The 25,073-nt window shown below is 60.8% G+C and carries 18 protein-coding genes and 3 pseudogenes; 18 read left to right on the top strand and 3 right to left on the bottom strand.

What is annotated here, in order from left to right:
• Positions 1-46: 46 nt before the first annotated feature.
• The gene (locus RHM58_RS27180; protein WP_201204052.1) at positions 47-451 is read left to right on the top strand and encodes a fe2+ zn2+ uptake regulation protein; all 405 of its coding nucleotides are present in this window, start codon (positions 47-49) and stop codon (positions 449-451) included.
• Here RHM58_RS27180 and RHM58_RS27185 read toward each other — a convergent pair.
• Both RHM58_RS27185 and RHM58_RS27190 read right to left on the bottom strand, forming a co-directional pair.
• Positions 441-629, bottom strand: coding sequence for a hypothetical protein (locus RHM58_RS27185; protein WP_059405111.1), 189 nt, complete (start codon positions 627-629; stop codon positions 441-443). The genes RHM58_RS27180 and RHM58_RS27185 overlap by 11 nt on opposite strands.
• Before the next feature lie 521 nt (positions 630-1,150).
• Complete coding sequence (locus RHM58_RS27190) at positions 1,151-2,077, bottom strand: LysR family transcriptional regulator (protein ID WP_322268735.1); 927 nt, start codon at positions 2,075-2,077, stop codon at positions 1,151-1,153.
• A 119-nt stretch (positions 2,078-2,196) separates the two neighbouring features.
• Here RHM58_RS27190 and RHM58_RS27195 point away from each other — a divergent pair, with 119 nt between their 5' ends.
• Positions 2,197-3,192: an aldo/keto reductase gene (locus RHM58_RS27195; protein ID WP_201255072.1), complete on the top strand. Its 996-nt coding sequence runs from the start codon at positions 2,197-2,199 to the stop codon at positions 3,190-3,192.
• A 45-nt stretch (positions 3,193-3,237) separates the two neighbouring features.
• On the opposite strand, the gene RHM58_RS27200 is transcribed toward RHM58_RS27195, so the two are convergent.
• On the bottom strand, positions 3,238-3,756 hold the full coding sequence (locus RHM58_RS27200) for a hypothetical protein (RefSeq protein WP_322268736.1): 519 nt from the start codon (positions 3,754-3,756) through the stop codon (positions 3,238-3,240).
• A 402-nt stretch (positions 3,757-4,158) separates the two neighbouring features.
• On the opposite strand from RHM58_RS27200, the gene RHM58_RS27205 reads away from it, so the two are divergent.
• The 16 genes and pseudogenes from RHM58_RS27205 (at position 4,159) to RHM58_RS27280 (ending at position 25,015) form a co-directional block, all read left to right on the top strand.
• Positions 4,159-6,150: a methyl-accepting chemotaxis protein gene (locus tag RHM58_RS27205; protein ID WP_201204055.1), complete on the top strand. Its 1,992-nt coding sequence runs from the start codon at positions 4,159-4,161 to the stop codon at positions 6,148-6,150.
• A gap of 258 nt (positions 6,151-6,408) precedes the next feature.
• A complete protein-coding gene (locus RHM58_RS27210; protein ID WP_322268737.1) occupies positions 6,409-6,855 on the top strand; it encodes a DUF411 domain-containing protein in 447 nt (148 codons plus the stop codon).
• Positions 6,855-7,287, top strand: a pseudogene (locus RHM58_RS27215) (YqaA family protein). The gene RHM58_RS27210 and the pseudogene RHM58_RS27215 overlap by 1 nt, the downstream one beginning before the upstream one ends.
• Positions 7,288-7,480: 193 nt before the next feature.
• On the top strand, positions 7,481-8,500 hold the full coding sequence (locus RHM58_RS27220; RefSeq protein WP_322268738.1) for an alpha/beta fold hydrolase: 1,020 nt from the start codon (positions 7,481-7,483) through the stop codon (positions 8,498-8,500).
• Positions 8,501-8,513: 13 nt separating this feature from the next.
• The gene (locus RHM58_RS27225) at positions 8,514-9,467 is read left to right on the top strand and encodes a D-2-hydroxyacid dehydrogenase family protein (protein ID WP_322268739.1); all 954 of its coding nucleotides are present in this window, start codon (positions 8,514-8,516) and stop codon (positions 9,465-9,467) included.
• 598 nt (positions 9,468-10,065) lie between these two features.
• Complete coding sequence (glgA, locus tag RHM58_RS27230) at positions 10,066-11,646, top strand: glycogen synthase GlgA (RefSeq protein ID WP_201204066.1); 1,581 nt, start codon at positions 10,066-10,068, stop codon at positions 11,644-11,646.
• Positions 11,647-11,662: 16 nt separating this feature from the next.
• Positions 11,663-13,459: a malto-oligosyltrehalose trehalohydrolase gene (gene treZ / locus RHM58_RS27235; protein WP_322268740.1), complete on the top strand. Its 1,797-nt coding sequence runs from the start codon at positions 11,663-11,665 to the stop codon at positions 13,457-13,459.
• Entirely contained in the window at positions 13,456-15,534 is a 2,079-nt protein-coding gene (gene malQ / locus RHM58_RS27240) for a 4-alpha-glucanotransferase (protein ID WP_322268741.1), read from the top strand. Before treZ ends, malQ begins: the two co-directional genes overlap by 4 nt.
• Complete coding sequence (locus tag RHM58_RS27245; protein ID WP_322268742.1) at positions 15,531-18,326, top strand: malto-oligosyltrehalose synthase; 2,796 nt, start codon at positions 15,531-15,533, stop codon at positions 18,324-18,326. Before malQ ends, RHM58_RS27245 begins: the two co-directional genes overlap by 4 nt.
• A gap of 21 nt (positions 18,327-18,347) precedes the next feature.
• The gene (locus RHM58_RS27250; protein WP_322268743.1) at positions 18,348-18,686 is read left to right on the top strand and encodes a DUF2934 domain-containing protein; all 339 of its coding nucleotides are present in this window, start codon (positions 18,348-18,350) and stop codon (positions 18,684-18,686) included.
• 230 nt (positions 18,687-18,916) lie between these two features.
• The gene (glgX, locus tag RHM58_RS27255) at positions 18,917-21,076 is read left to right on the top strand and encodes a glycogen debranching protein GlgX (protein ID WP_322268744.1); all 2,160 of its coding nucleotides are present in this window, start codon (positions 18,917-18,919) and stop codon (positions 21,074-21,076) included.
• A gap of 1 nt (position 21,077) precedes the next feature.
• Positions 21,078-22,067 (top strand): acyl-CoA dehydrogenase, encoded by a 990-nt coding sequence (locus RHM58_RS27260; RefSeq protein WP_322268745.1) that lies wholly within the window; start codon positions 21,078-21,080, stop codon positions 22,065-22,067.
• The gene (locus RHM58_RS27265; RefSeq protein WP_201256308.1) at positions 22,064-22,822 is read left to right on the top strand and encodes a PIG-L deacetylase family protein; all 759 of its coding nucleotides are present in this window, start codon (positions 22,064-22,066) and stop codon (positions 22,820-22,822) included. The genes RHM58_RS27260 and RHM58_RS27265 overlap by 4 nt, the downstream gene beginning before the upstream one ends.
• The gene (locus tag RHM58_RS27270; protein ID WP_201256309.1) at positions 22,819-23,418 is read left to right on the top strand and encodes an SAM-dependent methyltransferase; all 600 of its coding nucleotides are present in this window, start codon (positions 22,819-22,821) and stop codon (positions 23,416-23,418) included. The genes RHM58_RS27265 and RHM58_RS27270 overlap by 4 nt, the downstream gene beginning before the upstream one ends.
• Positions 23,415-24,047 (top strand): annotated as a pseudogene (locus RHM58_RS27275) (glycosyltransferase); the annotation flags it as partial. The gene RHM58_RS27270 and the pseudogene RHM58_RS27275, both read left to right, overlap by 4 nt.
• 208 nt (positions 24,048-24,255) lie before the next feature.
• Positions 24,256-25,015: pseudogene (locus RHM58_RS27280) on the top strand (PIG-L family deacetylase).
• Positions 25,016-25,073: the final 58 nt, after the last annotated feature.

The following is a 25,073-nucleotide window of genomic DNA, read 5'->3' on the forward strand; positions in this document are numbered from 1 at the left end:
GCACCTTCACTTCTTCCTGATCAGGCTCTGATAAGGAGTTTTTTGCATGTACAACTCGCATCTGCCAACGGACGGTAGCCGTGCGTCAAAGGGTATTGCCATGAATCCTGGCCCCGGAATGTTCGAACACAGGACTGATCGCCACGCAAACGAACGAATCAGAGTGCTGCTCAAGAGCTTTGGCCTGAGAACCAGCCTGATTCGCCTGAAAGTCATCGACGCCTTGCTGAGCGCCGCAGAAAGCGAGCGCAGCCTGGGCGTGCGCGGCGTACACACACATTTGCTGGACCTGGATATTCCCCTGTCCTTCCTGAGTGTGCGGGAGGTATTGAAGCGCTTGTGCATTGAGGGCGTGATCACGCTCAATCCGGACAAAAGCTACAGCCTGCATCCGCAGGCCATTGCCATTCTCTGCGGTGAACCCGCCTCGGGTGCGTCGCTTAAGGCTTGACCTTGCGGCGCATCACGCCATTTACCACCACCACGATCACTGCCACGCCAATGGCGATGTACTGAAACAGCTTCTCGCTGATGACCCCTGTATTTTGCAGATACGAAAGGCCGAACATGATCCCCAGGACCACCAGGGAGATCAGAATCGAGTATTTCAAACGTTGCGATTGGGTCATTGCGGGTTCCTGAACCTTGAAATGTATCCGGTTTGTATCCGCTTGCATGCCAAGCGCCTACCTTTGTACGGGGATGAACGGCAGCAAACGAAGTCTCATGTTACAGACGATGAAGTGTTTTGGCTTCATCGCGGCGATAACCATGAGGATTTTGAAATGCTCCGTCGAATCACACTGCTGATTCCCCTGATCGCTCTACTTTCCCTGAGCGGCTGTATCATTTTCCCCCACGGAGGCTGGCACGGTGACCGCCATTATGATCGTGGCGGACCGGGTTATTACGAACATCGGTAGTCCATTCCCTTGAACAACGTGTAAGACAAAATAGCTTTTTTAATCAGCCCTGAACAAATGCCCGCCCTGTTGCGGGCATTTTTCTTACAGCCGATTTTTCGTGTTTTTGGGTCCTTGACGCCTTCTACTCTTAACGCAACCCGAGCACGTGCAATACATGGCAATCCATTGAAACCCCACGCATCCATCGGACACTGGAGCACCCAAGCGATCCCCCGGCCAATCGTTCAGCGGCCTGATTCGCTGCGGTAAAAGTGCTGGCCCGGTTGTGCACAGAGTTCAACCAGCCAATCGACAAATACCCGCACCCGCCGGGACAACTGGCGGTGTGGCGGGTACAGCGCCGTAAGCGGCATGGCCGGCGGCGGTGCGTCGCTGAGCACTTGGCACAGACGCCCTTCCTTCAGTTGCCGGGCAACGTGATAGTACGGGGCCTGGACCAAACCATACCCGGCCTCACACGCGGCCATGTAACCGTCAGCGCTGTTGACCGAAACCTGCTTGGGCAAATCGAGTTGCTGCAACTGTCCCTCGACCACAAACTCCAGCCCGAAGCGCGCGCCGGTGGTAGCAGAGAAATACTCCACCATCTGATGGCCCGGCAAATCGGCCAGGCACTGGGGTGTGCCGTGACGTTGCAAGTACTCGGGGCTGGCGCAGGTCACCTGATCCAGCATCACCAGCGGCCGCGCCACCAGCGAGTCATCCATGGGCGAACCACCCCGCAGCACGCAGTCCACACCTTCGCGAATCAGGTCTACCGTGCGGTCATTCAAACCGATTTCCAGTTCGATCAACGGGTACCTGGCAGTGAACTGCGGCAATGCAGGGATCACGATCAACCGCCCTATCCCCGCCGGCATATCCACTCGCAGCAAACCCTTGGGGTTGTGCCGGGCAGCGGAAAATACCGCTTCGGCTTCCTCAAGATCCGCCAGCAAACGCACGCACCGTGGGTAATACGCCGCGCCGTCGAGCGTCAGGCTGATCTGCCGGGTGGTTCGCTGCAGCAGTTGCACACCCAGATGGGCTTCAAGCTGCTTGATCAGAATGGTCACCGAGGCACGGGGCATTTGTAGGCTGTCGGCAGCCTTGGCGAAACCGCCCAGTTCGACGATCCGGGTAAACACGCGCATGGCGTTGAGACGGTCCATGGTTCGGGCTCAGTGGGTAATTATTTAGAAATAACGAATAGTGATAGCAGTTTTAGCCGGTTTATCTGGTTTCTGTCGAGGTGAACAATGGTGGCTCACATTTTCAAGGAGCTGATCTCATGCAAACACGTCAACTGGGCAAGAACGGACCGCAAGTGAGCGCCATCGGATTGGGCTGCATGGGCATGACCGATTTCTACACCACCGGCACCGACACCCGTGAAGCCACCGCCACCCTGCACCGGGCGCTGGAGCTCGGCATTAACCTGCTCGACACCGCTGACATGTACGGCCCGCATACCAATGAAGAACTGATCGGCAAAGCCATCGTCGGCAAGCGCGACCAAGTGTTCCTCGCCAGCAAGTTCGGCATCGTTCGCGACCCGGCCAACCCCTCAGCACGGGGTGTCGACGGTCGGCCGGAATACATTCGCAAGTCCATCGACGGCACCCTCAAGCGCCTCGGCGTGGATACCCTGGATTTGTACTATCAGCACCGGATCGACCCGCAAGTAGCCATCGAAGAAACCGTCGGCGCGATGGCCGAGCTGATCAAGGCCGGCAAGGTCCGCTACCTGGGTTTGAGCGAAGCATCGGCCGCCACGCTTGAACGGGCGCACAAGGTGCATCCGATCAGTGCACTGCAAAGTGAATACTCGCTGTGGAGCCGCGATCAGGAAGACAACGGTTGCCTGGCCGCGTGTCAGCGCCTGGGCATCGCTTTTGTCCCGTACAGCCCGCTGGGCCGTGGCTTTCTGACCGGTGCGTTGAAAAGTCCGGACGACTTTGCAGCTGACGACTACCGCCGCTTCAGTCCGCGTTTTCAAGGGGAGAACTTCGGGAAAAACCTGCAACTGGTGCAGCAAGTCGAGGCGCTGGCCGCCGACAAAGGCGTGACTGCCGGGCAACTGGCGTTGGCCTGGGTCCTGGCGCAAGGCGATTACTTGATCCCGATTCCCGGGACCAAGCAACGTAAATACCTGGAGGAAAATGTCGCAGCGCTGGAGGTGAAACTGAGTGCTGGCGAGTTGCAGGCGCTGGAAGCGATATTCCCGGCCAACGCCACCGCGGGCTTGCGCTACCCGGAAGCGGTGATGCAAATGCTCGACCGCTGATCAACCGGTTTCTGGCCCGTTCAACGTATTGAGCGGGTCAGAAGATTACTTGTCCTTCTTCTTGACCGTCGAGCCGTTGGTTTCGCCGTAGGTCTTGAGGTTCTGCAGCACGTAGATTGCTTTTTTGTACTCAGGGACCAGGTAGTTAGCGTACTTGTTGCCCTTGAGGTTGTTGGTCTGGATGTTATCCAGTTGAACGGCAAAGTACTCCAGGGCGTTGAACTTCGCATCGGGGTCGGTCGGAACACCGAATTTATCGAATTTGGAGCCTGCGTTCAGCAACGTCAGGGCGGTCACATCGCCGATGATGCCCTTCTGCTTCAGGTAGGTGCTCATGTTGCTTAACTGCTTGACCGAGATGTTTTCCGGATCGAAGCCCTTGACCTGCTTGAACAATGATTGAGCATCCATTTTCGCCCGGTCGAGCACCAGCGGATTGGTGCCCACCATGGATAGGATCTCTCGCACCTTGGCACTTTGGGTTACTGGTTTGGCATTGGGCGAACCCTGGCGAAGCAGCACTCCCGGTTTGGCAGTCCAGTTGCCGACCAGACCGATAGTCATGACCGTGCTCCTGACAGCGCGACGATATTCCAATGTCCGTGCGACATAAAAAATCCTTGTTTAAGCGAGATGAATGCGCGGAAGTATCGGCGCGATGAGAATGCCTACCTACAAGTATTTCGCCTTTTTACAATTTTTGTACATTTACGATACAAATCACTGAAGCCCCTGTTTCATTGGCCTACACGATATTTTTCATTTTGGTATAGCCGAGGCATCGCTGTCATATCCATCTGATCCTGCTTATTTGTACCAAGACCGTTACTCACCATCCGTCCTCCTAACACCTTTCTTGTACGTCCGTACCTAAAGCTCACCCCAAGCGGGCCGATAAAGCTTCGAAGCCCGCCATTTTCGAAATCCGAATCCCAACAATAAAAACGCAGCACAAGGACCGGTCCCATGCCCGCATTCCGTACCATTCAGGCTCGCTACACGCTGTTTCTGGTCCTGTTCATCCTGCTGCTTTCGGTACTCACGGTGGTGGGTATCAGCCAGTTGGTCGCGCCGAAACTGCGCCATACCGAAGAACAGGTCGCCCTCAACCGCATTGCCGAAGTTGCCGAGCAAATCCAGGGCGAACTGAACAAGGTGCAAGCCCAGCAACGCAGCATCACCCAGACCATACCCCTGCTCGACAGCGCCGCCATTGATACGGTGCTGCCCGGTTTGGTGGACCAGTACGGCGAGCTGAAAGTGTTTGGTGGCGGGATCTGGCCTTTGCCCGGCCAACGTGAAGCGGGACGCAACAAGTTCAGCACCTTCTGGCACCGTGACAGCTCCGGCAAACTGGCCGTCAACACCTTCTGGAACAGCGACGCCGCGCCCAACTACTACGACCAGAGCTGGTACAAGGGCGGCATGCAAACCCCGCGCGGTCAGTGCGCGTGGGCTGCCGCCTATAAGGATGACGCCAGTGCCGAGCCGCGCACCAACTGCGCGATGGCCATTCAGAAAAATGGCGTGGCCTACGGTGTGTCGACCATCGACGTGACCCTGGGCTTCTTCAACGATCTGATCGCACGCAAGGAAAAAGACCTCGGTGCCGAAATGCTGATCGTCGAAGCCGACGGCAAAATCATCAGCAACAGCTCACGCATCAGCGGGCCGGTCGTGCTGAAGAACATCAGCGAACTGGCCGGCAACTCGCCGTTCGCCAGCCAGGTCAAGGCGGGCCTGCAAAACCGTGACCAGGCGCAGCGGGTCGAATTCGACAACAACGGCGAAGCCAGCACCTTCTTCATGCGCCCGATCGAAGGCACGCCGTGGTTCCTCGCGACTGCCCTGCCGACCAAGCTGATCACCGCTCAACGTGACGATGTATTGAACACCTTGAGCCTGTTGCAGATTCCGATGGTGATTCTGTTGGTTCTGCTGCAGATCTACGCGATTCGCCAACTGATTCATCGCATGAAAATCCTCAAGGCCAACATCGATGCACTGTCTGCCGGCGATGCCGACCTGACAAAGCGCATCACCATCCGTGCCGAGGATGAACTGGGCGCCATCGGCCACTCGGTCAACGCCTTCATCATCTACTTGCAGAACATGATTGGCGAAGTCACCCAAGCCACCGGCGCCATGGCTTCGGGTCTGGACAACCTGCAACGCACTTCCGCGCACACCAGTCAGATTCTGGTGCGTCACGCCTCGGAAACCGATCAGACCGTTACTGCCATCACCGAAATGAGCTCCACCGCCGACAGTGTTGCGCAGAACGCTGCTGAAACTGCTGCTTTCACCCAGCGCGCCAGCGAACACGCGGATCGCTCGCGGGTTGTGGTCGGCGAAGCTTCCAGCAGTGTCGTGGCGCTGATTGATGAAGTGGCCAGCGCCACCCACAAAGTTGAAAACATGCAGCAGGACGCACAACGGATTACCGAGATTCTCGGGGTGATCGGCGCGATTGCCGGGCAAACCAACCTGTTGGCGCTCAACGCGGCAATTGAAGCGGCACGCGCCGGTGAACAGGGCCGGGGCTTTGCGGTGGTGGCCGATGAAGTCCGCGCCCTCGCCGCCCGGACCCAGGCCAGCACCTCGGAAATCAACGAAATGCTCAAACGCCTGACCCAAGGCGTGAGCTCTTCGGTGGCGGCCATGGAAAACACCCAGGCCAGCTGCCAATCCGCTGCGGATGCCACAGCGCGGGTCAACTCCGGCCTGGATGAAATGGCCGGCTCCGTCAGCCATATCAACAGCCTGAGCACCCAGATTGCGACCGCCGCCGAGCAGCAAAGCGCCGTGACCGAAGAGATCAACCGCAGCATGGTACAGATCCGCCATATGGTTGATGAGTTGGTTAAAAGCGGTCATGCCAGTGAACTCAACACTCAGCAGTTGCTGGAAGCGAATAGCCGGGTGAGCGCGATCATGGGGCGGTTCAAGGTTCGTTAACCCTTTAGCTGACTGACGAAGCTCCCTGTGGCGAGGGAGCTTGCTCCCGCTGGGCTGCGAAGCGGCCCCTCTTCAGACAGATCCTGCACTCAGATCTTGCGACGGCTGCGCCGCCGAACGGGAGCAAGCTCCCTCGCCACAGAAAGCCTCGTACATCACACCATCCTGCATTACTTCGAAACACTCTCGCCCCTCTTTGTTGGTTAAAGTAGTCAAAATGCCTCTTTTTTGGACCGCCCTCCGAGTCGAGATCCTCCCATGCGAACCCATCTGCGTCTGATCGCCCTGAGCGCCCTGTTTATCTCCTCCCTGGCCCAGGCCGCCGATCTGATCCCCATCGAAGTGCACCGTGATGCCAATTGTAGTTGCTGCAAAAAATGGATCAGCCACCTCGAAGCCAACGGCTTCAAGGTCGAGGATCACGTCGAAGCAAACATGAGCGAGTTCAAGCAGCAGCACGGCGTGCCGCCACGCCTGGCGTCCTGCCACACGGCGCTGATCAACGGCAAGTTCGTCGAGGGTCATGTGCCGGCCGAGCAAGTGCTGGCCCTGAGCAAGCGTGACGATCTGCTGGGTGTGGCGGCTCCCGGCATGCCGATGGGCTCGCCCGGTATGGAAATGGATGGCATGAGCGACGCCTATCAAGTCATCGGCCTGACCAAGACCGGCACCGACGTGGTGGTGGCGGACTACCCCGCCCATTGATGTTCGGCGCGTACATCGGGCTTTTTTGCGGCGTTCGGTGCGGCGACGCTGCTGCCGTTGCAGTCCGAAGCGGTGCTGGTGGGGTTGTTAATCAGCGATCGTTACTGGATCTGGGCACTGTTGGCGGTCGCGACCCTGGGCAATGTCCTCGGCTCATTGCTGAACTGGTGGCTGGGACGTGGCATCGAGCGCTTTCGCGAGCGGCGCTGGTTTCCGGTCAGCCCCCGGCATCTTGAAACGGCCCGAAAGCATTATCAGCGCTACGGTCATTGGTCGTTGCTGCTCAGTTGGGTGCCTGTGATCGGTGATCCGCTAACCCTGGTGGCTGGCGTCATGCGTGAGCCCCTGGGGCGATTCCTGCTGATCGTGAGCCTCGCCAAAGGCGCCCGTTATGCGGTGCTGGCCCTGATAACACTCGGCTGGATGGGTTAAAAACTGTGGGAGCGAGCTTGCTCGCGAAAGCTGTGTATCAGCCAACATTTATTTTGAAGCTGCCGGCCTCTTCGCGAGCAAGCCCGCTCCCACATGGATTGCATTGGCTGACCGGCATTGAGTCATTGCCTGTTATTAATGTCACCCTAATCGTGCCCTTCCAGCATCCGCAGATTTCCCACGGAGTTCTTCTATGACCCTCTCACGCTGGCTGCCCTGCCTGCTGCTGACCGCCACTCTACCCATCCTGGCTCACGCCGAAGGTCCGGAATATGGACCGGAACTCCAGGGCTTCGAGTATCCCTACACGGTCAAGCATTTTGCCTTCCAGTCCCAGGGTAAATCCCTGCAAATGGGTTACATGGACGTCGCCGCCCATGGCAAGGCCAACGGGCGCAGTGTGGTGCTGATGCATGGCAAGAATTTCTGCGGCGCGACCTGGGACAGTTCGATCAAGGCCCTGAGCGAGGCCGGCTACCGAGTGATCGCCCCGGACCAGATAGGCTTCTGCACCTCCAGCAAACCAGACAATTACCAATACACATTCCAGCAACTGGCGACCAACACCCAGAAGCTACTCAAGGCCCTGGGCATCCAGAAGGCCACCTTGGTCGGGCACTCCACCGGCGGCATGCTCGCCACCCGTTATGCGCTGCAATACCCGGAACAAGTCGAGCAATTGGCGCTGGTCAATCCCATCGGCCTGGAAGACTGGAAAGCCCTCGGCGTACCGTATCGCACCGTCGATCAATGGTATGAACGGGAGCTGAAAGTCACCGCCGACGGGATCCGCACCTATGAACGCAACACCTATTACGCCGGGCGCTGGAAGCCGGAGTTCGATCGCTGGGTCGACATGCTCGCCGGCCTGAACAAAGGCCCGGGGCATAAACAAGTGGCGTGGAACTCGGCGCTGATCTACGACATGATCTTCACCCAGCCAGTGTTCTACGAGTTCAAGGACCTGAAAATGCCGACCTTGCTGCTGATCGGCACCTCCGACACCACGGCCATCGGCAGCGACATCGCCACCCCCGAGGTCAAGGCGAAGCTCGGTCACTACGACGTGCTCGGCAAGCAAGTGGCAAAACTGATTCCACACTCGACCCTGGTGGAATTCCCGGGCATGGGCCACGCACCGCAGATGGAAGAGCCGACGCAATTTCATCAGGCCCTGCTCGACTGGCTGAACAAAACCAACCCTGTTCGTTGATGAGGTAAGGCTGATGGCTGTGCAGATTGCGGTGATCGATGACTGGCAGGACGTGGCCAGCGGCGTGGTGGACTGGTCGGTGCTGGACAGCATCGGCGAGGTGAACTTTATCCATGACTACCCGGCCGACAACGACGCACTGGTCGAACGCCTGGGCGCGTTCGAGGTGATTTGCGTGATGCGTGAGCGCACGCGCTTCGACGAAGACCTGCTGCGCCGCCTGCCCAAACTCAAGCTGCTGGTCACCGGCGGTATGCGCAACGCGGCGCTGGATCTGAAAGCCGCTGCTGCGCTGGGCATTCAGGTCAGCGGCACCGACAGTTACAAGCACGCCGCCCCGGAACTGACTTGGGCGCTGATCATGGCCGCGACCCGCAACCTGATGGTCGAAGCCAATGCCCTGCGTGCCGGTCTTTGGCAGCAAGGCTTGGGCGGCGACCTGCACGGCAAGACCTTGGCGATTCTCGGTCTGGGCAGCATCGGCAAACGCGTGGCGCAGTTCGGTCAGGTCTTCGGCATGCGGGTGATCGCCTGGAGCGAAAACCTCACCGCCGAACGAGCCGCCGAATCCGGCGTGAGCTACGTCAGCAAGCAGGAACTGTTCGAACAAGCCGATGTGCTGTCGGTACACCTGGTGCTCAGCGAGCGCAGCAGCGGGATCGTTGATGCCCAGGCGCTGGACTGGATGAAACCCACGGCGCTGCTGGTCAACACCGCACGCGGGCCGATTGTCGATGAAACGGCACTGATCAAGGCACTGCAGAAGAAGCGCCTGGCGGGCGCAGCGCTGGATGTGTTCGAGCAGGAGCCGTTGCCCGAAATGCATCCGTTCCGCACGCTGGACAACGTGCTGGCCACACCGCATGTCGGGTATGTCAGCCGGCAGAATTACCAGCAGTTCTTTTCGCAGATGATCGAGGATGTTCAGGCCTGGGCGGCGGGCGCGCCGATTCGTTTATTGAGCTGAAACCGCGTCATCGTTCATCGCGAGCAAGCTCGCTCCCACAGGGATCTAGGGTGTACACAAAATGTGCGTCCACAACACTTCCCCTGTGGGAGCGAGCCTGCTCGCGATGAGGCCCTGACAATCACCACACCCCTCAAACCCTGCGCACCACAACAGTGCAAAACCCCATTTCCCCTTCGCACACTCATGTGTCTCCCACGTGACATTTTGGCCCGCGATCAAAAATAAACCTGCACTTCGTCGGTGCGTTTGCCCTCCAAGTCGGTACGTCCGTACCTCTTTAAACCGATTGTCGAACAATTTTGCCATCTGGCCTGTGACGCTCTAAGTTCTGGCCTAGACTGATTTCGCGGGTCGAAACCGGTCGGTCACAAAGCGGAAAAAAGTCGAAACTTTTACCTGTAGCGAAGAGTCCTCTTAGAGACAGGTGCGTTCCGACTGGTGCAATCCTTGCAACAGCCCCTCCAGCCTTTGTGCTTTAGCGTATTGGCAGCGTTTGCTCACCGATGCGTAGCGCGTTTGCGCCCGGCCACAGGATTTGGCCACGAACACCGTTTGTGCCAGACCTAGAATTAGATCAACAACACGGGAGATTCATATGATCAGTGCGGCTTTAGATATTCAGGGAGAACGTGCTCATCAGCAGGTCGGCGAATCGAGCGCCGTGAATGCCCCGAGCAGCAAGGCAATCAGCATCCCCAAGGCACTTGTACCGGTCGCCAGTCAGAATCCCAACAAGAAGAAAGTCTTGTTCGTGACCTCGGAAATCGCCGACCTGGTGAAAACCGGTGGCTTGGGTGACGTCTCCGCTGCGCTGCCGCGAGCCATGGCTCATTTGCACGACGTTCGTGTGCTGATCCCCGGTTATCCGCAAGTGCTGCACAGCGAAAATCCGATCCACATCATTGGTGAACTCGGCGGTCATGCCGCATTGCCGCCCTGCAAGATCGGGCGCATGGACATGCCTGATGGCCTGGTCATCTACGTGTTGATCTGCCCCGAACTCTACGAGCGCGAAGGCTCGCCTTATGGCGCCAACAACGGCCGCGACTGGCCGGACAACCACATCCGTTTCGCCCGTCTGGGGCTGGCCGCTGCCGATATCGCCGCCAACCTCGCGCAAATCCACTGGTGCCCGGACCTGGTGCACGCCCATGACTGGCCAGCCGGCCTGGCCCCTGCGTATATGCACTGGCGCGGGCAGCGCACACCAACCCTATTCACCATCCATAACCTGGCCTATCAGGGCGTCACCAGCCTCGGCTCTTGCCCGGAACTGGGCATCCCGATGCACGCACTGCAACAGGAAGGCATGGAGTTCTACGGCAAGATGTCGTTCCTCAAGGCCGGCATGGCTTATTCGAGCCACATCACCACGGTCAGCGCCACCTACGCCCAGGAAATCACTACGCCTGCCTTCGGCTGCGGCCTCGACGGTTTTCTTGCCGCCAAGACCCAGCAAGGCCTGCTCAGCGGGATTCCCAACGGCATCGACGAGAGCTGGGACGCCGCCACCGACCCGCACCTGTTCTGCCCGTTCACCATCGGCGACTGGGACGGTAAAGCCGTCAACGCCGCTCACGTGCGCGAGCTGTTCGGCCTGGAAGCATCCGAAGGTCCGCTGTTCGCCGTGGTATCGCGCCTTGTCTACCAGAAAGGTCTGGACCTTACCGAAGCCGTGGCCGAATTCATTGTCGAAAACGGCGGCCAGATCGCAATCATCGGCCGTGGCGAACCGGAAGAAGAACAAGCCATGCGGGTGCTGGCCCTGCGCTTCCCTGGCCAGGTTGGCGTGCGCATCGGCTTCAATGAAACCGACGCCCGCCGCATGTTCGCCGGCAGCGATTTCCTGTTGATGCCTTCGCGTTACGAACCTTGCGGTTTGAGCCAGATGTACGCCCAGCGCTTCGGCTCGTTGCCGGTGGCACGGAATACCGGCGGCCTGGCCGACACCATCGAAAACGGCGTGACCGGTTTCCTGTTCGACGAATCCACCGTTGAGAGTTACCGCGAAGCTGTGGGCCGCGCATTCAAGGTCTTCGCCTTCCCCGACCTGCTGCACGCCATGCGTTGCCGCGCCATGGCTGCGCCGTTCAACTGGTGCAAAGCGGTCGAACCCTACGCCGAACTCTACGAACAATTGGTGGCTAAAGCCCTGGGTAAATCGGGTCACAAATAACACGAGGTTTTCAACGATGCCGTTACGGACTCTTGAGACCTGGCCCCACGGCGCAATCATGCTGGACGCAGAACACACGCGTTTTGCCTTGTGGGCGCCAGATGCGTTTTACGTCAGTGTCGAACTGGAAAACGGGCAATCCTTGCCGCTGCTGCCCCAGGCCAACGGCTGGTTCGTGATCAAGACCCGTTGCCCGGCCGGCACGCGTTACCGCTACAACATCGATGGTGAACTGGAGGTGCCCGACCCGGCCTCCCGCGCCCAGGCCGGGGACCTCGACCGCCACAGCGTGGTGGTCGATCCCCTCGCCTACCACTGGCAACACGCCGCCTGGCAAGGTCGGCCGTGGAATGAAGCGGTGATCTACGAACTGCACGTCGGAGCCCTCGGCGGTTTCAGTGAAGTCGAGCAACACCTGACGCGCCTTGTCGAACTGGGCATCACCGCGATCGAACTAATGCCACTGGCGCAATTCCCCGGTGAGCGCAATTGGGGCTACGACGGGGTTCTGCCCTACGCGCCCCAAGCCTCCTACGGCTCCCCCGAACAACTCAAACACCTGATCGACACGGCCCACGGCCATGGCCTGGCGGTGATTCTCGACGTGGTCTACAACCACTTCGGCCCCGACGGCAATTACCTGCATCGCTACGCCAAGGGCTTTTTCCGCGAGGACAAACACACCCCATGGGGCGCGGCCATCGACTTCCGCCGACGCGAGGTGCGGGACTTCTTCATTGATAACGCGCTGATGTGGTTGTTGGAGTACCGCTTCGACGGATTGCGCCTGGACGCGGTGCACGCCATCGAAGACCCGGACTTTCTGCAAGAGCTGGCGCAACGGGTACGCCATCAGACCGACCCGCGCCGACACGTGTGGCTGACCGTGGAAAACGAACACAACCAGGCCAGCCTGCTGGAGCAAGGTTTCGATGCGCAGTGGAACGACGACGGCCACAACGCCCTGCACGTTCTGCTGACCGGCGAAACCGACGCCTATTACGCCGACTATGCTCAAAACCCTACCGAGCAACTGGCGCGTTGCCTGAGCCAGGGTTTCGTGTTCCAGGGCCACATCACCCGCCACGGAACGCCGCGCGGTGAGCCCAGCGGCCACTTGCCGCCGAGCGCGTTTGTGCTGTTTCTGCAAAACCACGACCAGATCGGCAATCGCGCCTTTGGCGAACGGTTGCATCAACTGGCGCATCCCGAGGCGTTGAAAGCCGCCACCGCGTTGCTGCTGTTGTCGCCGATGATTCCGCTGATGTTCATGGGGGACGAGTTCGCCGCCGAGCAGCCCTTCCTGTTTTTCACCAGCCACCACGGCGAACTGGCCGAATTGGTGCGCGAAGGTCGACGCAACGAGTTCGCCGCATTCAGCGCCTTCAAAGATCCTGTCAAACGCGCACAGATCCCCGACCCGAATGCGCCGCAGACCTTCGAAGCGTCGCAGCCCAGGCACGCTGGCGACCCGGCGCAGCAGGCGATGCACGACCTTTACCGGCAATTGCTGCAACTGCGTCATCGGCACATCTCGCCGCACTTGCCCGGCGCTCAAGCCCTGGGCGCCGAGGTGCTGGCCGAAGGTGCGGTGACGGCGCGCTGGCGACTGGGCGACGGCAGTCTGCTGCGCATCGACCTGAACCTCAGCGCAGCGCCTGTGGTCCACCTATCACAGGCCGATGCTTTGCTGCTGTTCGAACACCCACCCGCGTCCGACCTGTTGCACCAGAGCAATCTCGCACCGTATAGCGCCCTAGTCAGCCTCACGGCCGCAACCCCTTTGCTACCCCCGGATGGAGAGCGCCTATGAGCGATGCGCAATTGGAAATACTGGCCAGCCGTGCTGGCCTGGCAGTCGACTGGATCGACGCCAACGGCCGTCCGCAAAAAGTCGCCCCTGCGGTGCTGCGCTCGGTACTGACCGGGCTCGGTCATCCGGCCGGCAGCGCCCAGGAAATCGACGCCAGCCTGCTGCAATTGCAGCAGGTGCAACAGACCCGTTTCCTGCCGCCGCTGATCACCGCCGACATCGGCGCTGGCCTCGACCTGAGCCGCTATTTCGAACCTGAAACGCCGTGCGAAATCCATCTCGAAGACGGTTCGCGCCTGCACCTGAAACTCGATGCCGAAGCGATCCTGCCGGGCTTGATCCCGGTTGGCTATCAACACGTCAGCATCGACGGACAATCCTTCACCCTGGCCGTGGCCCCCGAGCGCTGCTACAGCGTCGGCGATGCAGTCGACAGCCCGATCCCGCGCACCTGGGGCCTGAGCGTGCAGTTGTATTCGTTGCGCCGCACCGGCGATGGCGGCTTCGGCGATACCCAAGCCCTTGAAGACCTGGCCCGTGTCGCCGGTGAACGCGGTGCCGAGGCATTGGCCATCAGCCCGATGCACGCGATGTTCAGCAGCGACACCCATCGTTACAGCCCGTATTCACCGTCCAGCCGTTTATTCCTCAACAGCCTCTACGCCGCACCGGGAGCGATCCTCGGTGAACGCGCCTTGCGCGATGCGATTGACGCCACCGGGTTGGCCGAACAACTGCAACACCTGGAAGCCCTGCCCCTGATCGACTGGCCGGTCGCTGCCGAAGTCAAACATCAGCTGTTGCAAGCGCTCTACGAAGGGTTCGTCCAGGGCGAACATCCGCTGCACGAAGACTTCAGCAGCTTCCGCCATGCCGGCGGCGAAGCCCTGGAAAACCATTGCCGTTTCGAAGCCATTCAAGAGGCCCGCGCCGCCCGCGGTGAAGACCTGGACTGGCGCCACTGGCCCGAACAATGGCAAGACCCGCGCAGCGCCGCCCTCGCCGACTTCGCCGAGGAAAACTCCGGACGCATCGGCTTCTTCGCCTTCTGCCAATGGCTGATCGACCGCTGCCTGGCGCGGGCCCAAACCGCAGCTGTCAGCGCGGGCATGGGCATCGGGCTGGTGGCTGACTTGGCGGTTGGCGCCGACGGCGGTGGTAGCCAGGCCTGGAGCCGTCAGGACGAACTGCTCGCGTCGCTGACCGTGGGTGCACCGCCGGACATCCTCAACCGTTCCGGCCAGGGCTGGGGGATTTCCGCGTTTTCCCCGGAAGGCTTGGTACGCAACGGCTTTCGCGCATTCATCGAAATGCTGCGCGCCAATTTCGCCCACGCCGGAGGTCTGCGGATCGACCACGTGATGGGCCTGCAACGATTGTGGGTGATCCCAAACGATGCGCCGCCCGCCGACGGCGCTTATCTGTATTACCCGGTGGACGACTTGCTGCGTTTGCTGACCCTCGAATCCCATCGGCATCAGGCGATTGTCCTCGGCGAAGACCTCGGCACGGTGGCCGACGGCCTGCGGGAAAAACTCATCGCCCGCGCGATCCTCGGCATGCGCGTGTTGCTGTTTGAACAAGACAACACCCATTTCAAACCGATCCTCGACTGGCCGGACAACGCCCTCGCGACCACCAGCACTCACGATTTGCCAACGATCAACGGCTGGTGGCACGGTCACGACATCGACTGGAATTCCCGGCTTGGCCTGATCGACGCCAACAGCGAGATCGAGTGGCGGCATCACCGCGAACGCGAGCGCGAAGGCTTGCGCCGGGTGTTGAGCGAAGATCCGCAGAATTTCCGTGAAGAACACCACGAAACCGATCAGGTGCTCGACGCCGCGATTCGCTTCCTTGGCCATACCCGGGCGCCGCTGGTATTGCTGCCGCTGGAAGATGCCCTCGGCATCGAGCAGCAAGCCAACCTGCCCGGCACCACCGACACGCACCCCAACTGGTCGCGGCGCCTGCCCGGCAACAGTGAAGCCTTGCTCGATGACCCGGACGCCGCCCGACGCCTTGAACTGCTCGCCTGCGCGCGACTTCAGGCGGGTGAGCGTGACCAATGAATCAAGCGTTTATCCAACCGCTGCGGGCGACCCTGCGGCTGCAATTTCATAAAGGCTTTACCCTCGACGATGCGGTGCCATTGGTGCCGTACTTTGCCAGCCTGGGCATCAGCCATGTCTACGCCTCGCCGCTGCTCAGCGCCCGGGCCGGTTCCATGCACGGCTACGACGTGGTGGACCCGACTACCGTCAACCCGGAGCTGGGCGGCGAAGCGGCATTGCGGCGGCTGGTCAATGCGCTGCGCCAGCAACAGATGGGCCTGATCCTCGACATCGTCTCCAACCACATGGCCGTCGGCGGCAGTGACAACCCGTGGTGGCTGGACTTGCTGGAATGGGGACGCTTGAGTCCCTACGGCGAGTTTTTCGACATCCAGTGGCATTCACCCGACCCGCTGATGGAAGGCCAGTTACTGCTGCCATTCCTGGGTAGCGACTACGGCGTCGCGTTGCAGGACGGCACCCTGCCCCTGCGTTTCGATGCCGGACACGGCGCGTTTTATGTCGAGCACTACGACCATCACTTTCCGATCTGCCCGGCTAACTACGGCGAACTGCTCAAGCCTGACGAACGACTGAACGCCGAACAAACCGAACAACTGAAGTTTCTCGCCGACCGCTTCGCCGCCCTGAGCTACCAGACCGACGCCCACGGCCTGGCAATTCCTCTGCAAGAGGAACTACGAGAACTGGCCGGTGATCCGGCGATACTGCACGCCATCGAGCAGCAGCTCGGCGCCTACGACTCGCTCAACCCGGAAGGTTTCCAGAACCTGCACAACCTGCTGGAGCGCCAGAGTTATCGTCTGGCCAGTTGGCGCACGGCGGCGGATGACATCAACTGGCGGCGCTTTTTCGATGTCAACGAACTCGGCGGTTTGCGCGTCGAGCGCCCGGCAGTGTTCGAAGCCACCCACGCGAAAATCTTCGAGCTGATTGCCGAAGGCCTGGTGGACGGTTTGCGCATCGACCACATCGACGGCCTCGCCGACCCACGGGGTTATTGCCGCAAACTGCGTCGTCGGGTCGACAGTCTGTCACCGCAACGGCACTTGCCGATCTACGTCGAGAAGATCCTCGGCGAAGGCGAAACCCTGCACCGCGACTGGTCGGTGGATGGCACCACCGGTTATGAATTCATGAACCAGTTGTCGCTGCTGCAACATGATCCGGCAGGTGCCGAAACCTTGGGTGAACTGTGGAGCCGCCACAGCGAACGGCCCGCCGAGTTCATCCAGGAAGCGCGATTGGCGCGGCAGCAGATCCTCAACGGTTCGCTGGCCGGGGATTTCGAAAGCGTCGCCCAAGCCTTGCTGCAAGTCGCCCGGGATGACCTGATGACCCGCGACCTGACCCTCGGCGCGATCCGGCGGGCGTTGCAGGAATTGATCGTGCACTTCCCGGTGTACCGAACCTATATCAGTCCTCGTGGACGCTGCGCTGAAGACGATGTGTTTTTTCAACAGGCCATGGACGGTGCGCGCCAGACCCTGGGTGAGGCCGACTGGCCGGTGCTCGATTGCCTGGCCGGCTGGCTCGGCGGCGAGCCCTGGCGCAAACGCCCGGTGGGTCGTCAACGCAAGATCCTCAAACACGCTTGCGTGCGCTTTCAGCAACTGACGTCGCCGGCCGCAGCAAAGGCAGTGGAAGACACCGCGTTCTATCGCTCGGCGGTGTTGCTGTCACGCAATGACGTGGGGTTCAGCACCGAACAGTTCAGTGCGCCGGTCAGTGACTTCCACCAAGCCTGCCTACAACGCTTCAAAGCATTCCCCAACAATTTGCTGGCCACCGCGACCCACGACCACAAGCGCGGCGAAGACACCCGCGCACGGCTCGCGGTGTTGAGCGAACGCAGCGGCTGGTACGTCGAACACGTCGAACACTGGCGAACCCTGGCCCGCGAACTGCGCACCGACGACAGCGCACCTTCGGCAGGTGACGAGTTGATTCTCTATCAAGCGATCCTCGGCAGTTGGCCGCTGACCTTGTGTAGCGTCGATCAAACGGCGCTTGCGGACTATGCTAAACGCCTGTGGCAATGGCAGCAAAAAGCCCTGCGCGAGGCCAAGTTGCAAAGCAGCTGGAGCGCGCCGAACGACGCTTACGAACAGGCTTGCGAGGCCTTCCTCAATCGTCTGTTGCTCAGCCCCGAAGGTCAGCCGTTGCGTTCGGCCCTCGGTGAAGCCGCCCAGGCGATTGCCGCGCCGGGCGCGTTGAATGGTTTGGCGCAAACCTTGCTGCGCATGACAGTGCCAGGGGTGCCGGACCTCTATCAGGGCGACGACTTTTGGGACTTTACCCTGGTCGATCCGGACAACCGCCGGCCGGTGGATTACGTCAGTCGTCAGCAGTCTCTGCAAGTGCCACTGGACTTGCCCGAGCTGTTGGCGAACTGGCGCGACGGGCGCATCAAGCAACGCCTGATCTCCGGTACGTTGAACCTGCGCGCCGAGCATGCCGAGCTGTTTCGCCAAGGGACGTATCAAGCCCTTGAAGTACTCGGCAGCGAGGCGCAGCGAGTGCTGGCGTTTACCCGCTCGCTGACAGGAAAACGCGTCATCGTGATCGTACCGATACGGTGTGCCGGATTGCTGGAAAACAGTGCCGAACCTCAGGTCAACGCGCTGCTGTGGGGCGATACGCGGGTCAAATTACCGTTCGCCGCCCCGGGCGAAAACCTGAAGGGACTTTTTTCAAACACAGCAGTCACAAAAAACAGGGAGCTGAACATCAGCGCCGCGCTGGGGGATTTCCCGGTCAATCTCTTTATCCAAACTATCCACACTTGAGTTCAGTTCAGGAGCATTGCGATGAGTACCGACGATAAACGCATCCGCGAGTTCGCCTATCAAATCTGGGAATCGGAAGGCAAGCCCGTTGGCGAGGAAAGCCGCCATTGGGAGATGGCACGCAAACTGGCCGAAGCTGAAGCCCTGGCGCCCAAGAAGTCGCCCAAGGCTGCCGCTGGCAAGACCTCCGCCGCCAAACCGGCCGCTGGCAAGGCAGAAGACAAACTCAACGGTAAAGCCCCGGCACCGGCGGCTAAAACCAAAGCCAAACCTGCCGCAACGGCGGCAAAAGTAACGCCACCGGGCGAAAAAGCCGCCGAGAAGAAACCGCGCGCCGGGAAAAAACCGCCTGCGGTCTGACGCTTAACGCCTTCGTCCTGATTGAACTCGTGGCGAGCCCACTCGCCACCGTGGGCGCGCTCGCCCTGAAAAAGAACACCGCACTCCATGTGAGAGCGGGCTTGCTCGCGAAGAGGCCGGTACACCTGACGCAAATTCAGGGCCTGGAACACCGCTTTCGCGAGCAAGCCCACTCCTACAGGATTGCGTAGCACCACTCGTATTCGTTTCCCCCATTTGCAGGAGCATCTATGACCAGTCCAAAGAAAGCCGCGCCAGAGCCTCACGCCGAGGCCTCGCGAATCCGTGAAGGCTTGCCCTTCCCGCTGGGCGCGACCTGGGATGGCCTGGGAGTCAACTTCGCACTGTTTTCCGCCAACGCCACCAAGGTCGAACTGTGCATCTTCGACGATGCCGGTGAAGTGGAACTGGAGCGCATCGAGCTGCCGGAATACACCGACGAGATCTACCACGGCTACCTGCCGGACGCGCATCCGGGGCTGATCTACGGCTACCGGGTCTACGGCGCGTATGACCCGGCCAACGGCCATCGCTTCAACCACAACAAATTGCTCATCGATCCCTACGCCAAACAATTGGTCGGCCAGTTGAAATGGTCCGAAGCGCTGTTCGGCTACACCATCGGCCACCCCGACGCCGACCTCAGTTTCGATGAACGGGACAGCGCACCGTTTGTGCCGAAATGCAAAGTCATCGACCCGGCCCACACCTGGGGCCACGATCATCGGGTCAGCGTGCCGTGGGACAAAACAATCATTTATGAGACTCACGTGCGCGGCATCAGCATGCGTCATCCCTCCGTCCCCGAGAACGTGCGTGGCACCTTCGCCGGGTTGATGGTCGATGACCTGCTCGAACACATCCGCAAGCTCGGCGTGTCGACCGTGGAATTGCTACCGATCCACGCGTTCGTCAACGACCAGCACCTATTGCACAAAGGCATGACCAATTACTGGGGCTACAACAGCATCGCCTTCTTCGCCCCCGACCCGCGCTACCTGGCCAGCGGCAAGATCGCCGAGTTCAAGGGAATGGTCAAGCTCCTGCACGAGGCCGGCCTCGAGGTGATCCTCGACGTCGTCTACAACCACACCGCCGAGGGCAACGAACAAGGCCCGACCCTGTCGATGCGCGGCATCGACAACGCCTCTTACTACCGCTTGCAGCCCGACGACAAGCGCTTCTACATCAACGATTCCGGCACCGGCAACACCCTGGATTTGAGTCACCCGTGCGTGCTGCAAATGGTCACCGACTCGCTGCGCTACTGGGCCACGGAAATGCACGTGGACGGCTTCCGCTTCGACTTGGCGACCATTCTCGGGCGTTACCACGACGGTTTCGACGAGCGCCACAGCTTCCTCGTTGCCTGTCGCCAGGACCCGGTCTTGCGTCAGGTGAAAATGATTGCCGAGCCCTGGGACTGCGGCCCCGGCGGTTATCAGGTCGGTGGATTTCCGCCGGGCTGGGTCGAGTGGAACGACAAGTTCCGCGACACCGTGCGCGCGTTCTGGAAAGGCGATGACGGCCAATTGGCGGACTTCGCCAGTCGCATGACTGCCTCCGGCGAGATGTTCAACCAGCGCGGACGGCGTCCATATTCGTCGTTGAATTTCATCACCGCCCACGACGGTTTCACCCTCAACGACCTGGTGTCGTACAACGACAAACACAACGAAGCCAACGACGAAAACAACCAGGACGGCAGCAACAACAACCTGTCCTGGAACCACGGTGTCGAAGGCCCGACTGATGATCCTGAGATCAACGCACTGCGCCAACGGCAGATGCGCAACTTCTTCGCCACGCTGCTGCTGTCCCAAGGCACACCGATGTTGGTAGCCGGCGACGAATTCGCCCGCACCCAGGAAGGCAACAACAACGCCTATTGCCAGGACAGCGAGATCGGTTGGGTCAACTGGGACCTGAGCGATGACGGCAAGGCGTTGCTCAAGTTCGTCAAACGCCTGATCAAGTTGCGCCTGGCCTACCCGATCCTGCGTCGTGGGCGGTTCCTGGTGGGCAATTACAACGAGGACATCGGTGTAAAAGATGTCACTTGGCTGGCTCCGGATGGCAGCGAGATGTCCATCGAACAATGGCAGGAAGGCCACGGTCGCTGCCTTGGCATGCTGCTCGATGGTCGCGCTCAGGAAACCGGCATCCGCCGCAAGGGTGGCGATGCGACCTTGCTGCTAGTGGTCAATGCGCACCACGACATCGTCAATTTCACCTTGCCGGAAGTGCCGGACGGCGGTTTCTGGACCTGCATGATCGACACCAATCAACCGTCGATTCGCGGTCAGGAGCGCTTCGAGTTCGGCCATGAATATTCGGTTACCGGCCGCTCGCTGCTGCTGTTCGAATTGCAGCATGAGGAAGAAGAGTGAAATGGACCTTCAAGCGTTTCTCCAACAATCGCCACCGCACTACGCCGACACACAGGCGCTAGGCCGCTGCTTGCAGGCGTTGGTGGAGGCTGGTCTCGATCAGCTGCCGCTGCCGGGAAACGGCCAGACGCTGGAACGCTTTCAGCGGCTGGCCGAGGTCGGTGGCCACGACCTTGGGTTGTGCAAGTTGTACGAGGGCCATACCGACGCGCTGGCGATCATCCAGCAACTCGGTGGCTCGCCGACGCCCGGCAGCACCTGGGGCATGTGGGCCGCCGAACCACCGCAAGCCAGGGTTCGGGTCAGTCCGTCGGGGCACATGGTGCTGCTCAACGGGCGCAAGGCCTGGTGCTCGGGCGCCGCGGTGCTCAGCCATGCCCTGCTCACGGCGTGGGATGAGCAGGATCGGCAGCAATTGGTCGCGGTGGCGCAGGATCAACCGGGTGTGAACGTCACCCATGACGGCTGGCAAGCGGTGGGCATGGGCGCCACCGGTAGCGTCGAAGTGTTGTTTGAAGGAGCCGAGGCGCAAGCCATCGGCAACCCTGGCGATTACTTGCAGCGACCGGGTTTCTGGCAAGGCGGAATCGGGATTGCCGCCTGCTGGTACGGCGCCGCCCAGAGCATCGCCGAACGCTTGCGCCGCCACTGCGCGCAACGCCAGGAACCGCATGCCTTGGCGCATCTCGGGGCGGTGGACAGCGCCTTACATGCCGCTGCCGAAGTGCTACGGGTTAGCGCGCTGGCCATTGATGCGGCGCCGCTGGACGATGCAGAACTTCTGGCCCGTCGCGCCCGTTCCGTCGTCGAGCACAGCACCGAACTTGTGATCCAACACGTCGGCCACGCCCTCGGCGCCGGCCCCTATTGCAAGGACCGGCAGTTCGCCCAACTGATCGCCGATCTGCCGGTGTTCCTACGTCAAAGCCATGCCGAACGGGATCTCGCCGCCCTCGGTTTGAAAGTCATCAACGAGGCATGGACGCTATGAAAACCAACCCTATCGTCGGCCAGGGCACGCCCCTGCACCTGTGGCAAACCTCCCATCATCTGGCGCAATTGCCGGTGATCGACATTCTCGAGCTGGTGCCCGAAGGCTCCCGCGCCGTGATCATCGCCCCGCACCCGGACGACGAAGTCCTCGGCTGCGGTGGTTTCCTGCAATTGCTCGCCGCCGCTGACCGGCCGTTGCAACTGATCTCGGTGACCGATGGCAGTGCCAGTCACCCCGGTTCCCGTCGTTGGTCCGTGGAGCGCCTGAGTGCCGTGCGTCCGCAGGAATCGGCCGAGGCCCTGCACCGACTCGGCTTGCCGCTGCACAGCTTGAAATGGCTGCGCGCAGGCTTCGCGGATAGCCAAGTGGCGGCGCGGGAAGAAGAACTTGGCGCGTTCATCGAGCGTCACTTGCGGCCCAACGACGTGGTTTTCACCACGTGGCGCGAGGACGGCCATTGCGATCATGAAGCCGTGGGGCGCGCCAGTGCCGACGCGGCAAAACGGGTCGGTGCAACCCTGTATGAATTACCGGTCTGGACCTGGCACTGGGCAGCCCCGGAAGACAGCTTTGTGCCCTGGCATCGCGCCCGCAAGATTCTGCTCGATCCGCACCTGGTTGCCCGCAAGCGCCACGCGATTCACGCCTTCGCCAGTCAGTTGGAGGGCGATCCGCGGGTCGGCCTGCCGCCGGTGCTCGCGCCCTACGTGCTGGATCGCTTGCTGCAACCGTTCGAAGTGGTGTTTGTATGAGCGTCGAGGATCGTTATTTCGACGGTTTGTACGCCGGCAACGATGATCCCTGGGCGTTTCGCCAACGCTGGTACGAACAACGCAAACGCGCGATCACCCTCGCCGCCCTGCCCCGGCCCCGTTACCGCGCGATCTTCGAGCCGGGCTGCGCCAACGGTGAATTGAGCGCGGAACTGGCCAGTCGCTGCGACCGCCTATTGTGTTGCGACACCGCCGCCGCAGCCGTGGGACTGGCGCGCACGCGGTTGAGTCCGTTCGACCACGCAGAAATCCGCCAAAGCCGTTTACCAGCGGACTGGCCCGAAGAGAAATTCGACCTGATTGTCCTCAGTGAGATCGGCTATTACCTGGACGCCGACGACCTGAAACACCTGATCATCAAGGCTGAACAGTCACTGACGGCTGACGGCCAACTGCTTGCCTGCCACTGGCGCCCGCCCATCGACGGCTGCCCGCTGAACGCCCGCCAGGTCCATGACCTGCTCCACGAACACTTGCACTTGCCGCGCCTGGTCCTGCACCAGGAAGCGGATTTCCTGCTCGAACTGTGGAGCCGCGAACCGCGCTCCGTGGCGGCTCTGGAGGGCTTGCGATGATTGGTATTCTGATCCCGGCGCACAACGAAGAAGACTTGATCGAGGAATGCATCCGCGCCGCCCTGCGCGCCGCGTGTCATGAGCGATTGGCGGGTGAGACGGTACTGGTGCTGGTGGTGCTCGACAGTTGCACCGACCGCTCCTCGGCGATTGTCGACCGTTACCCGGTGCACAGCCTGGCGATCGAGGCGCGCAATGTTGGTCAGGCCCGGGCCGCCGGTGCGCGGTTTCTGCTGGAACGCGGTGTGCGCTGGATTTCCTGCTCCGACGCCGACAGCCGGGTCGCCAAGGACTGGCTGGTTGCGCAACTGGACCTAGGTGCCGACGCGGTGTGCGGCACAGTGACGGTGGATCAGTGGAACGCCGCGTTCGATGAAGCGGCACAGATTCGCTATCACCAGGGTTATCAGGCCCGCGATGGCCATCGACATATCCATGGCGCCAATCTGGGCATCAGCGCCGAGGCGTATCAGCGCGCTGGCGGGTTCGAACCATTGGCCTGCGATGAAGACGTGCAACTGGTCCGGCAACTGGAACGGTGTGGCGCGAACATCGCCTGGAGCCATGGGCCGCAAGTGCTGACCAGCGCCCGCCTGGACAGTCGGGCACGGGGTGGTTTCGGTGATTTTTGCGGAACATGGTACAGATTGACTAAAAAAACCGGATCAGATGAAACAGCGAGGCGACGAATAGCGCTGTATGAGCAATACTCTGCTCGCAGCAATCCAGGGTTCGGAGCGCCGCAGTTTGCCATCAACCAGCCTTCACGGGTCTGCCAGGCTTGATCAACAAGCGTTGTGCACGACTGAGGGCGAGACAGAACAAGGACGTGACCCCATGAAATCGGTCTTCATCAGCGAAAGCAGCGCCCCTGCACAGATCTGGAATAACGCGGCGCAACTGGACAATATCCCGGTCATCAACACCCAGTCCCTGGTTCCCGAAGGCGCGCGCGCCGTGGTGGTCGCCCCGCATCCCGGCGACGAAGTGGTCATGTGCGGCGGCTTGCTGCAATTGTTGTCCTCCCTCGGCCATCCCTTGCAATTGATCTCGATTACCGACGGCAGCGCCAGCCATCCGGGCTCGCAGCAGTGGTCGGAGAAACGCTTGAGCGTGTTCCGCCCACAGGAAAGTGTCGAAGCTTTGCGCCGCCTCGGGCTGCCGATGCACAGCCTGAAATGGATTCGCGGCGGCTTCGCTGATAACGCCCTGGCCGAACGCGAACAACAATTGGCCCACTACATTGCGCGTTACCTGCGACCTGGCGACGTGGTGTTCAGCACTTGGCGCGAAGACGGCATCGATGACCATGACGCCGTCGGCCGGGCCACGGCCAGGGCGGCGGCGATTGCGGGGGTGGCGTTCAACGAAATGCCAGTCTGGGCCTGGCACTGGTCGACACCGCGACCAAGGGCTGATCCCCTGGCACCGGGCCCGCAAGGTGCGGCTCGACACCTGGACCGTCGCCCGCAAAAGCCACGCCACCCACGCCTACGCCAGCCAACTCGACGGCGAACCGGCCATCGGCATCCCACCACTGCTGCCCCGGGTACTGCTGGAGCGGATTCGCTTGCCCTATGAAATCGTTTTCGTCTGAAACATAGTCATCAACATCACCATGACCCAATGTGGGAGCAAGCCCGCTCCCACAGGGG

The sequence above is a fragment of the Pseudomonas sp. 10S4 genome, assembly GCF_034344865.1.
Lineage (GTDB): Bacteria > Pseudomonadota > Gammaproteobacteria > Pseudomonadales > Pseudomonadaceae > Aquipseudomonas.